The 12135-nt window shown below is 44.8% G+C and carries 9 protein-coding genes and 1 tRNA gene; 2 read left to right on the forward strand and 8 right to left on the reverse strand.

Translation table 11 applies throughout. The features are described from left to right. Positions 1-10 precede the first annotated feature (10 nt). The 7 genes from priA to ftsH form a co-directional block, all read right to left on the reverse strand. Positions 11-2377 (reverse strand): replication restart helicase PriA, encoded by a 2367-nt coding sequence (gene priA / locus ACZ5V1_RS10245; protein ID WP_464388757.1) that lies wholly within the window; start codon positions 2375-2377, stop codon positions 11-13. Between the two features lie 74 nt (positions 2378-2451). After that, complete coding sequence (gene galU, locus ACZ5V1_RS10250; RefSeq protein WP_464388758.1) at positions 2452-3315, reverse strand: UTP--glucose-1-phosphate uridylyltransferase GalU; 864 nt, start codon at positions 3313-3315, stop codon at positions 2452-2454. An 11-nt stretch (positions 3316-3326) separates the two neighbouring features. Further along, on the reverse strand, positions 3327-4679 hold the full coding sequence (glmM, locus tag ACZ5V1_RS10255) for a phosphoglucosamine mutase (protein WP_464388759.1): 1353 nt from the start codon (positions 4677-4679) through the stop codon (positions 3327-3329). Between the two features lie 182 nt (positions 4680-4861). Beyond that, on the reverse strand, positions 4862-5764 hold the full coding sequence (locus ACZ5V1_RS10260; protein WP_464388760.1) for a CdaR family protein: 903 nt from the start codon (positions 5762-5764) through the stop codon (positions 4862-4864). 3 nt (positions 5765-5767) lie between these two features. Then, positions 5768-6517 carry a diadenylate cyclase CdaA gene (cdaA, locus tag ACZ5V1_RS10265; protein WP_464388761.1) on the reverse strand — a complete coding sequence of 250 codons (750 nt, stop codon included), beginning with the start codon at positions 6515-6517 and terminating at the stop codon, positions 5768-5770. Between the two features lie 34 nt (positions 6518-6551). Further along, entirely contained in the window at positions 6552-7409 is an 858-nt protein-coding gene (gene folP, locus ACZ5V1_RS10270) for a dihydropteroate synthase (protein WP_464388762.1), read from the reverse strand. A gap of 2 nt (positions 7410-7411) precedes the next feature. Then, entirely contained in the window at positions 7412-9445 is a 2034-nt protein-coding gene (gene ftsH / locus ACZ5V1_RS10275; protein ID WP_464388763.1) for an ATP-dependent zinc metalloprotease FtsH, read from the reverse strand. Positions 9446-9660: 215 nt separating this feature from the next. On the opposite strand from ftsH, the gene ACZ5V1_RS10280 reads away from it, so the two are divergent. Both ACZ5V1_RS10280 and ACZ5V1_RS10285 read left to right on the forward strand, forming a co-directional pair. Further along, positions 9661-9754: transfer RNA gene (locus ACZ5V1_RS10280), tRNA-Sec, on the forward strand. Between the two features lie 776 nt (positions 9755-10530). Next, positions 10531-11514: a hypothetical protein gene (locus tag ACZ5V1_RS10285; protein WP_464388764.1), complete on the forward strand. Its 984-nt coding sequence runs from the start codon at positions 10531-10533 to the stop codon at positions 11512-11514. 19 nt (positions 11515-11533) lie between these two features. Here ACZ5V1_RS10285 and ACZ5V1_RS10290 read toward each other — a convergent pair whose 3' ends face one another. Then, positions 11534-11710, reverse strand: a complete 177-nt coding sequence (locus ACZ5V1_RS10290; RefSeq protein WP_464388765.1) for a hypothetical protein — start codon at positions 11708-11710, stop codon at positions 11534-11536. Between the last annotated feature and the right edge of the window lie 425 nt (positions 11711-12135).

The following is a 12135-nucleotide window of genomic DNA, read 5'->3' on the forward strand; positions in this document are numbered from 1 at the left end:
ACTTAGCTCCTCACAACATATTCACAGGATCTATATCCAGAGAAAGCCTGAGTTTTGAACCACGCGGCACCGCATTGCGCATCGCATAATAGAGCGTTCTAATACTTATCCAGCTGTCAGACTTCAAAGTCCACTGGAAACGCTTTCTACCACGCAAAATAGGCAACGGCGACGGAGTATGTCCCAACACTCGGACATCGTGCTCTTTGCCAAGAGCTCTTGCGACTTCAGTTAACGAACCTACCCACTCCACCCCTTTATTCCAGTCCAGCGGATAGCTGGCACGGATAAGCGCTAATTTAACGAATGGAGGGTACTTACGTTTACGTCGTCGTTCAATTTCCTCTGCATAGAATCCATCATAATCTGCACTACCAACAAATTGCCAACAGTAGTGCTCGGGGTCTCGTGTCTGGATAAGCACGCGCCCTGCCTTTTCGCCACGGCCTGAACGTCCGGATGCTTGAACAAGCAACTGAAATGTACGTTCTGCAGCACGATAGTCAGGAAGATTCAATCCGAGGTCGCCATCAGCTACAACAGCAAGGGTCACGTTCGGGAAATGATGCCCTTTGGACAACATTTGTGTTCCGACCAGCACCTGCGCTTCCTGATTTGCAAACGCATCGAGAATGCGCTGCATTTTCCCGGGACGACGGGTAGAATCTCTATCCAAACGTAAAATTTTTGTATCAGGCGGAAGGATCTCTGCCAGATGCTCTTCAAGCTTTTCCGTACCTTCCCCCATAGGAAGATAGTGAAGCCCTTTGCATTTAGAACACACAACAGGATACGGAACTGAGTATCCGCAATAATGACAGAGCAAACGCTCACGCTCTTTATGATATGTAAGCCCTACTTCACAATGCGGACAACGTGCAACATGTCCACAATCAAGGCAATACATCAACGGAGAGTAGCCACGACGATTCAGTAGAATAACAACCTGCTCGCCGCGCTCTACAGTTTCCCGTATTTGTTTTTTACACTCTGCGGCAAGAATTCCGTCTGCGCGTTTCAAGTTTTTAATATTCAACAGCGAAACTTCAGGAAGCCTGCCTTCGCCAGCACGCTCCGTCATAACACTCATGGAAACAGCCTGCTGTTTTACAGCATGAAACGTTTTCACATCTGGCGTTGCCGAACCAAGTAACAACAACCCATTACTCTGTTGCACACGATAATACGCCACTTCTTTTGCCTGATAAACAAGACCTTCATCTTGTTTAAACGAAGTGTCGTGCTCTTCATCTAAGACGATTAGTCCCAGCTCTGGTGATGGTAGGAACAGCGCAGAACGTGTCCCTACAATAATGCAAGGTGAAGTGCGGTCTGCCAAGGTTCGAAATGTTTTTTCTCTTTCCGCAGGAGACTGATAGCCGTTGTAAAAAAAGCATTCCTGAGAAGGAAATCGACTACGGACAGCATTTTCAAGTCTACAAGCCAGAGCAACTTCCGGAGCAAGCAACATCACAGAACGACCTTTCATTAGAGCCTCAGCTGCTAACTCTAGATATACGACAGTCTTGCCGCTTCCTGTAATGCCGTAAAGCAATGCCGATTTAGGGCTTGCAGCATGCATCAGTTGGCTGAATTCATCGTAGGCAGTCTGTTGCTCAGGCAATAAAGTGAATCCTTCATCTATGTCAGAAAAGCATTCACTACCTTCATCCTGACACACTTTACACGTTCCATCTTCACGAGAACCAATGCGAATCAGTCCGCGCTCAGCAAGCGTATTCAACGCTGAGGAAATACCGGAGCCAAGATCTTTGACCATGCGGGTTCGGGAAAGCATCCCCTTTTCGTGTAAATACTCCAACACCTCTATCTGACGCTTAGCGGAAGGTCTCACCGACCACGGAGGATCTACGAGGAGACTACACAATTCCTGTTCCTCTGCGTCAAAGGTACTGTCCAGAATTTCAACATCATTGCTCGCCCATAGCGCACCAATGACAGAACGCTCTGCATCAGTCATTTTTGCAATATCACGCATAGCGACAGTTCGAGGCCTGCCGCCATCAAGCACACGAAGTCGAAGTTTGGAAGTACGAAGTCCGGCAGGCAATAATCCACCAAGAACTTCACCTTCTGTTACCATATGCCGCAAAGCAAGCTGCTTAACCATGACAAGATATTCAGGTCTAAGCAAAGGTTCACGTTCTGCTGGCCACAGGCAGGGCTTAAGCACAACGCCATTTTTTACAGAACTGTCATCATCAATAGAAACAACAATCCCTGCCCGAAGCATTCCTCCCTTCCCCAACGGTACAATTACACGCTGGCCACATTTCCATACAGAATCATCAAGCCATGCCGGTGCGGCGTAGCTTAGCGTTGCATACGGAGGACTTAAAAGAGAAATAGCGAGCATTGTTCATTTTCCTGAAAGTAAAAAAGGCGATCATAAAGACCACCTTTTTGAATTCTTACTTCTAACCACAATCCCTAAGGTAACAGCGGTGTTAAGTGCTTGATAAGATCATCACGGATAGACTCATCCTGCAACGCAAAGTAGATATTGGCTGCAAGATATTCTGCCCAGTTACCGGCGTCAAAACGCATACCACGCATTTTCACAGCCAACAGGCCGCGTTCTTTAGCAACGGTACGCAAAGCGTCTGTTAACTGAATCTCTCCGCCTGCTCCTGCTTTTGTCTTTTCAAGGGCAGGGAAAATCTCTGGAGTCAACACGTAACGACCAACAATTGCCAGACGGGATGGAGCATCCTGAATTGCAGGCTTCTCGACAAGATCTGTGACGCGGTATGTGCCAGGGGAAATTTCTTCTCCTGCGACAATACCGTAACGGTCTACTTTGTCGGCTTCAACTTCCATCACGCCAACAACCGGTAAATGCTCGGAGGCTGCTACCTGAATAAGTTGCTTCAAACCAGGCTCCATACCAAAAATAAGATCATCGCCAAGCATTACGCCGAAAGCATCTTCATTAATAAGATCTTTTGCGCATAATACGGCGTGTCCCAAGCCAAGCTGCTCTTTCTGGCGAATAGAAATAATATTTGCCATGCATGCAACTTCCTGCACGGTACGAAGCAACTTTTCTTTTCCAGCACGCTTTAATAAGCTTTCAAGCTGAAGGTTTTTATCAAAATGGTCTTCAATAACTTTCTTTTCGCGGTTGGTAACGAAAACAACATCATTAAGACCGGACTTGATAGCTTCCTCTACAATATATTGAACCACAGGCTTATTGTAGATAGGTAGCATTTCTTTCGGGATATTCTTGGTAGCAGGAAGAGAACGGGTTCCCCAACCAGCAACAGGGACAACTACTTTGCGAATATTCATAACACTTCCACTTATACTAAATTCTTTTGTGCAGACTCAGCAAGATATAAAGCCAGGCGTTTAACCAGCTCATTATCTTCACCTTCTACCATCACGCGACAAAGAGATTCTGTACCGGAATACCGTAACAGCACTCGGCCTTTATCACCCAATTCTCTCTCAGCTTTTTTAACATCTTCAAGCAAAGCCGGACACTCTTCAAAAGGAACTTTACGTTCTACGCGGACGTTAATGAGCTCCTGAGGATATAGTTCAAGCAGTCCTGCAAGACTGGAAAGCGGCTTATCTTGTTGACGCATTATTCGGAGCAACTGAAGTCCTGCAAGCAGACCATCCCCAGTTGTACCATAATTCGTAAACACCAAGTGGCCAGACTGTTCTCCACCCATAGTTGCCTGCGTATTCCGCATGGCTTCCACTACATGGCGGTCACCAACAGGAGTGCGCAATAAGCGGCCTCCTTGTTCGCGCATGAATACTTCAAGTGCCATGTTACTCATAACAGTGGAAACAAGAGTATTATCCACAAGAGCCCCAGAGCTTATCATGTCTTTAGCACAAATAGCCATAATCTGATCGCCATCAAGCACTGTACCATGCTCATCACAAACAATCAGTCTATCAGCATCACCGTCAAGCGCCAGCCCGATGTCGGCACGCGCTTCACGAACTTTTTGTGCCATGACTTCTGGATAAAGAGAGCCACACCCTTTGTTAATGTTCACACCGTTCGGGTTAATACCAATAGGTATAACTTCTGCTCCAAGTTCCTCAAGAACCAACGGGGCAACTTTATAGTTCGCGCCATTGGAGCAATCAAGAACGATGCGTAGACCTTCCAAAGAAAGGTTCGTTGGAAAGCTATTCTTCAAATAGACAATGTACCGACCTACAGCATCCTCAATACGCTTTGCGCGTCCAACTTTATCCGGAGCTGGGTAATCCCACTGATGATCAGCATTGAGAACCAAATCTGTAATGGTATCTTCAACAGAATCAGCAAGCTTGTAGCCACAAGAATCAAAAAATTTAATGCCGTTATCTTGGTATGGATTATGCGAAGCAGAAATAACAACACCCATGGTTGCGCGCATGTTTCTTGTTAAGAAGGCAATGGCTGGTGTCGCCATTGGTCCAACAAGGTATACATCCATACCAGCAGCACAAAAGCCTGCAGTAAGAGCATTTTCAAAAACATATCCGGAAAGGCGGGTGTCCTTTCCGATTACAACTCTATTTCGTCCAGTTTCAGTTCGGAAAGTGGTTCCCGCAGCAAGTCCCAAGCGCATGGCGACTTCTGGAACCATCGGGTACTGATTTACAGTGCCACGCATTCCATCCGTTCCAAACAAGCGTCTTCCCATGGAAGCTCCTGTTTTTTATTTAATTGAAATTTATAAATGTAAGGTTCGTACGCATAGCAGCGATAACAGCAATCAAAGAAGTATTGCGCGCACACCCTACAACAGTTTGATTAAACTCAAGTAACGCAGAACTGCATTATTATCAACGAAAGGAGGATACTGAGAAATGCCACCTGACTACATTATTTCGTAGAAACAGTCACAGTTAAGGTTTCTGGATCTGTGCCCACAACCTTAACTTTATCAGGTAGCTCCAGTCGGTAAGGCAGCTTATATTCCCCGGGAGTTATGTCTTCCGGAAGCTCCAAGATAACACGAACGGTGTCGATAAGTGCCTTATTGTCCTTTAAGGAATCAGGCACTTCAATCGTCACTTTCACAGCAGATTGATTGAGAGTGATGTCAAAACCGGCTCTAGGAATGACTATAACATCCCGAACAATTGTCCGTTTTTGCGACAACATTCCAAGAATATACGTCACTTCGACAATTGCAGGCGTCGATTTCGCTCGTAAAGATAAAGAAACGGTACCATCAAGAGTCACACTTCCAGGCTCTTCCGCTTTAGGTGCCGGCGTAACAGCCTCCACGTCACTAAGTGCCGCAAGCTCTGAATCGGGGCCAAGCACCGTAACAAACTGGGGGGTAACTGAGGCTGACTCCACAAACAAGTCCGGAGGCAATTCTCCTGACCAACGTGGTACCACAGGTAGTATCTTTTCTACAAACCGGTCTACTTCCAAGGTAAGGCGCGACGGACGCACTTCGACAACGTCAAAAGCTTTACCAAGCTGAATGCCACTAGCTTGAACAGGCAAAACATTCAGTCCCGGACTCACCTTAGAGAGGTCTAGAACATAGGTCAGCTTTCTATCAGTGATGGTACGAACCAGACCTTTAGGCCCACGAACTCGAATTTCAATTTCTGGTGGCAATCCGCTAAGCAACGTAAGGTTTTTAGGCATCCCTTTTAATTCTACGGACGCTTTTTCCCAAATTTCAACTTGCTCACGACCAGAGATGACTACCCATAAACAGGAAGCCATAACAAAAGCCAAAAGTAAGTGACGCCAGCTTACACTCATGGATTACCGCTCCAAGAGATTACGTAATACACGTTTAAGACGAGTTTTATCAAGATTACTGGTCAATCGGCCGTTTACAGCCACAGTAACATCACCACGTTCTTCCGAAACAACAACTGCAATAGCATCTGTTTCTTCCGTAATACCAAGCCCCGCCCTGTGCCTTGTGCCGTATTCCGGTCTGTCCTGCTCGCCAACGGCAAGAGGCAAAATACAACCAGCAGCAGCCACACGACCATTGCTAATAATCACAGCACCGTCGTGTAACGGAGCTTTTACCTGAAAAATTGTTACAAGCAGTTCTTTCGTCACAGTGGAATCAAGCGGCACACCACGTCGAACCACATCGCCTAAGGCTACATGATGTTCGAGCACAATAAGAGCACCGACCCGACGCTTCGCCATGTTCATAGCAGCGCCGATAATCTCATCAAGGAAAGAGTCCTCAACTTCTGTTCTTTTAAAGAAGCTTCGCGCTCCCATATTAGAAAGCCCGCGCTTGATGTCATCCTGAAAGAGAATCACAACAACAAGGAAAAAGGAGCCAAGGAACTGCTGTAAAATCCAATGAAGTGTGTAAAAACCAAAGTATTCAGAAAATGCAAAGACAGCAATAAGCAACAGCAGACCATAGATTGCCGATACCGCACGTGTCCCTCTTATTACTATCATAACTTGATAGAACAAGAGCGTAACGAGGGCGATATCTATAGCATCACGCCATGTTATGCTTATATATCCCAATGTATCCATTGAAAACACGCTATCTACCTACCTCTAGCTATTGTTAGCTACGGAGTGCTTCTGCAAGCAAAAGAGTTTCATGCGTTTTAGCAACGTCATGTACTCTGTGCACCTCTACCCCTCGATACGCGAGGATAGCGGTTGTTGCCTGTGTACAGTTTTCACGTTCACCTGTTGGCGCTCCACAAACTTTTTCGAACATGGATTTATTTGAGATACCGGCCATCACCGGAAATCCAAGAGTCTGGAAGCGATCGATATTCTGTAAAATTGTCAGATTATGCTCTACTGTTTTCCCAAAACCGACACCTGGGTCGATCATAATACGAGATTCCGGTAGACCAGCATCGGTTAATTCTTTCAGCTTACGGTCAAAGAAAGCAAGGATATCATCAACTACGTTACCATACGTTGGTGCTACCTGCATATTATCAGGTTTCCCCTGACTGTGCATGAGAACATAACCAGGCTTATACTGACCGACGACGTCCTTTAATTCCGGCTCAAATTCAAACGCGGAAATGTCGTTAATGATATGTGCTCCGGCTTCGAGTACGGCAGCTGCTGTTCCAGCTTTATACGTATCCACAGAAACAGCCCACGGCAACGCATCGTCTGAACAATCTTCGAGCACACCTTCAACAATAGGCAGGACTCGTCTAATTTCTTCTTCGAGTGAAACAGGGTCTGCAAAAGGACGGGAAGACTCTCCGCCTATATCCAGAACATGTGCCCCTGCTGCTGCCTGCATACGTGCGTGCGCAATGCCCGCCGCAACTGAATTATATTCTCCACCATCGTGAAATGAGTCGGGAGTCACATTCACAATGCCAAAAATACAAAAAGGGGCAGGGCCTATGGACCTGCCCCCTCGTACTTCCCATGAAAACGGGGTGTTCATTACTACTTCTTCTCTTCAGAAGATTCAGAAGTAGTTTCCGATGCTTTCTTTTCTTCCGGTTCTGAAGTCGGTGCAGTTTCTTCCTGCCCTTTCTCTTCAGTTCCTAGAATAAAGTCTTCGGAATCTTCAGCAGCTTCAGGCTGCTGTTCTCTATATGCAGCTGCTGCCTTAGCAAAAGCATCTGGAGCATCTGCTGGATTTTCAGCCGGAGCGGCATCCTTTCCATTCATGTCTTCTAAAGGAGGAAGCTCTTTACCTTCAATAAGCAGATCAATATCTGCACCTGTGATGGTTTCACGCTCAAGCAATGATGCAGCAATCTTCTCAAGAAGTTCCATGTTGCCTTCAATCAGCTCACGAGCAGAAGAACGTGCTGTTTCCACAATACGTTTCACTTCTGCGTCAACAAGGCGTGCTGTTTCATCACTGTAGTTGCGAGACTGGTTCCACTCACGACCGATAAAGACTTCTTCGCCTTGCTCGCCAACATTGAGTGGACCGATTGCTTCAGACATACCCCATTCACAGACCATCTTACGAGCCATTTTAGTAGCACGTTCGATGTCGTTGCCTGCACCGGTTGTAATATCCTTAAAGATAATCTCTTCTGCCACACGGCCAGCAAGAAGAACCACAAGGTTTGTTTCGAGGAAACTACGGGAGTACCCGTAACGATCTTCACCCGGGAGCTGCATGGTAACACCAAGCGCGCGGCCACGAGGAATAATAGATACTTTATGAACAGGATCAGCTTTAGGGAGAAGCTTAGCACACAGAGCATGACCACCTTCGTGGTATGCGGTGATTTTCTTCTCGTCTTCGCTCATAACCATGCTGCGACGTTCTTTACCCATAATGAGTTTGTCTTTGGCCTGTTCGAAGTCGAACATGTTAATCTGGTCTTTGTTTTCCTTAGCAGCCTGAAGAGCCGCTTCGTTAACAAGGTTTTCCAGATCAGCACCGGAGAAGCCCGGAGTACCTTTAGCAATGACTTCCATGTTCACATCACCAGCAAGCGGAGAACGGCGTGCATGCACTTCCAGAATACGCTTACGGCCTCTAACGTCCGGCACAGGTACGGTTACCTGACGGTCGAAACGACCAGGACGAAGTAATGCAGGGTCAAGTACATCAGGACGGTTTGTAGCAGCAATGAGGATTACACCTTCATTGGACTCGAAGCCATCCATCTCTACCAACAACTGGTTAAGGGTCTGTTCGCGTTCATCATGACCGCCCCCCAGACCAGCGCCACGCTGGCGACCAACTGCGTCGATTTCATCAATAAAAATAAGACATGGTGCATTTTTTTTGCCCTGAACAAACAAGTCACGAACACGAGAAGCACCAACACCTACAAACATTTCTACAAAATCAGAACCGGAAATAGAGAAGAACGGAACCCCTGCTTCACCTGCTACAGCACGTGCGAGCAATGTTTTACCGGTACCCGGAGGGCCCACGAGTAAAACACCTTTCGGAATACGTCCGCCAAGGCGGGTAAACCGTTTAGGGTTAGACAAAAAGTCAACAACTTCACTAAGTTCTTCTTTCGCTTCATCAATGCCAGCAACATCAGCAAAGGTAACCTTTGACTGATCTTGTGAGATGAGCCTTGCACGGGAGCGACCAAAGGACATGGCCTTACCACCGCCGCCTTGCATTTGGCGCATGAAGAAAATCCATACACCGATAAGGAGTAACATAGGAAACCATGATACAAGCAAGGTCATGTACCAAGGTGAATCTTCTTTTGGCTCGGCATTAACAACAATACCCTTACCAACAAGGCGATCCACAAGTTTAGGATCGTCTGGTGCATAGGTATTTACGACGGTACCGCCATGTTCTTTAGCGAGAAGCTTTTGTCCTTGGATAGAGACTTCTGCAATGTCGCCTTTATCCACCAGCTCCAAAAACTTTGTATAGCTGACTTTTGTCTGCGAGTTTTGTGGCTGGCTGAACATGTTAAACAATACAACCATGAGTAGGGAGATGACAGCCCAGAGAATCAAGTTCCGGGAAAACTGGTTCAAGGTATTTTACCCTCCGAAGTTAGGATCGGATTTAATTTACTTGCTCAAATGTATTTTCTTACTCGAACTTTTATTTCTAATTACTCAAACGCGATTTGACAATGGTTGAAACACTCTTTTTCTAAATTACATTGAACTTTATCCTAAAAGCATCTTAATCTTGCGCCTAAAAGGCTTTCCTGCTAAAAACCCCACTGTCAAAGAAAAACAGATGTGGAAGCGTTTCGTCACCGGTGTGGCGTCCGGTCTTCAAAACCGGTGTAGGGCAGTGATGTCCTAGGTAGGTTCGACTCCTATACGCTTCCGCCACGAATTTATCGCCCTGCTTTTGCAGGGCTTTTTTTATTTAAAAACAAAGAATCTGCACTGACTTCCAACAGCTGAATAAAATCACCACATTTCATCCAAACATGGCCGATCAATAAAGCACGTGTGCAAAAACACCTCTCATTCAACGCCTGCACACAGTTCTTTCAAGCACTCACTACGTCCTATTAAGACTTGCCACTGGTTCAATCTATAGACCAGCAACCGCCATCACGCAAATAGTACCCGAAAACACTCGTTCCGAAAGCTAGAATTTTTATCACAAAAATTACTAATACCAACGTAGCATGTTAAGAAAACAAAAAAAACCTCTCTTCAGACTTTAACGACGCTCTAATGATAGTTCTAAATACACTCATTCTATAAGCCGACGTTCCCAACTTCGAACATATCCCATATGGTCCTATTTGACAGGCTTAGACACCAGCCAGATCAATGATAGACACATTGGGCTGAACGATACGCCCTATTGCTCAAAGTCCATAACCACATCCCTCGTCGAAACATTGTGCGTACCAACGTAAACCATATCCGAATAAGAATGATGAGTTGTTCTTTTATTTATATAGATAGCCTACAATCTGTTCTCAAACAGATCTCCCAGCCCACCGCAGAGCTTTTTCTTATATACGCTGAAAGTTGGCCTTTTCTTTACATTTGCTCAACAAGTTAAAAAGCCACATCTTAGCACAATAAACATCTCACCTTTACCACTCTCCTGAGCAATGGTAAGTCGTTCGATATTATAGGAGCTTCTCATGCGCATACTTCTTTTTCTACCTCTTGTTTTCCTACTGCTCACTTCGCCTACTCACGCAGAATTTAGCGGAATCTGTAGCTTGCCCACAATACAAACAAGTCGCATGGAATTTCTGAAAGAATATAGGAAGAAGAACTACACAAAAGCTAATATTATTCTTGAGAGAAAATTAGAAGAATGCCCAGTCATATACCAAGCCAGTAATAGACATTGCGGAAGCTCCAACAACTGGACAAAAAATAAAAATGAAAATGCATTGTGGTTCGTCAGTGACACCATGCTCTCCAGACTTAAAGTTGGAAAAATTGAAGACTGCCTAACCCTTGGAGACACTCTCACCGCAGACCTGCTTACACCACAAGAGCTTGATAACGAAAAAATACTGAAGGCTATTTCAACCAACTACAAACTATGCAAAAAAAGCCTTCTAAGTTCTTATCCTATTCAAGGAAATAAATGCTCAATTCCAAACTATGAAAATTTCATTGCAATTCCAGATAGCTGGAGAGGAATTTGGAATGAAGCCCTGTGCATCAAATACCATGAGCCAGAACATAACGAGTTTTTGTACTATAACCCAAGGGAGTTACCCACTATTGGATTAAAGCAACTCCCCTTTTTTGAAATCCTTTATGCCGAGTCCATTCCCATAGAAGAAAGAGACTTAGAGGATCAACGCCTATCTTCTATTGAAGACAACACACTTCGATACAACACAGCAAAACTATTCTTCAAGGCAGACAAGAACACAGCGAATGTCCATCAATTTGAATTAACTGAGGGCACAAATATCTGGGGAGGAGAATCCTGCAACTCTGCATACGATATCCGTTTCAGTAAAACAGCTGGGAAAATTTATTTTAGAACGTCAGGCGGTTTTTGCTGGCAGAGTAAAGAGTTGCATTACGGCTTCATGGAAGGACATCTTGTTTTTCCGTTTTACTTCAAACTTACAAATAATCATATGACATCGTACTATTAGATTGATTCTTACAGATTTCTTATCGCAAAAAGCTGCACTTAAAACAGTAATCAAAATAGACACCGTTCTGGTCTTCAATAATTTCAAAGTCCTGTTTCTTTGAAACTTCCATCCCCACACGAACACCAAAAGAATGTATCTCACTCACAGTCATTGCCACCACCTCGTCCACGTTCCCCAAGCCCCTCTGCACCATACACCCGCTCCCTTTTATTTCATTTACATCGATCTCATAAAAGCAGTTTGTAGATATTTATAAACTACTCATCCTGCCATCACTTTCCATCGCCAACCTCACTCTTTATGTACGCAAAACGAGAATGTTTTTGTTACAAGCACAAGCAAATATCAATATTCAAGAAAAAACACTCGAAAAATGCATCCTATGAGCGTTTGTTTATATGTATGTTTAAAATACTAATTACCTAATTTAAATAAATTTATTTATTATTTTGTGAATTAAATCACAAAATAATGCACTTACTAAGGCAAAATAGGCACTTTGCTTGTGAATTAATGTGACTTAATTCTTTATTTCAGTTTTTATTGCTGGTTGAAGACCCCGTTGGTAATTCCACCCTCAGATAACAACAAGCTCAACCACCAAAACAGGTGGAATGA

Source organism: Halodesulfovibrio oceani subsp. galateae (genome assembly GCF_055397225.1).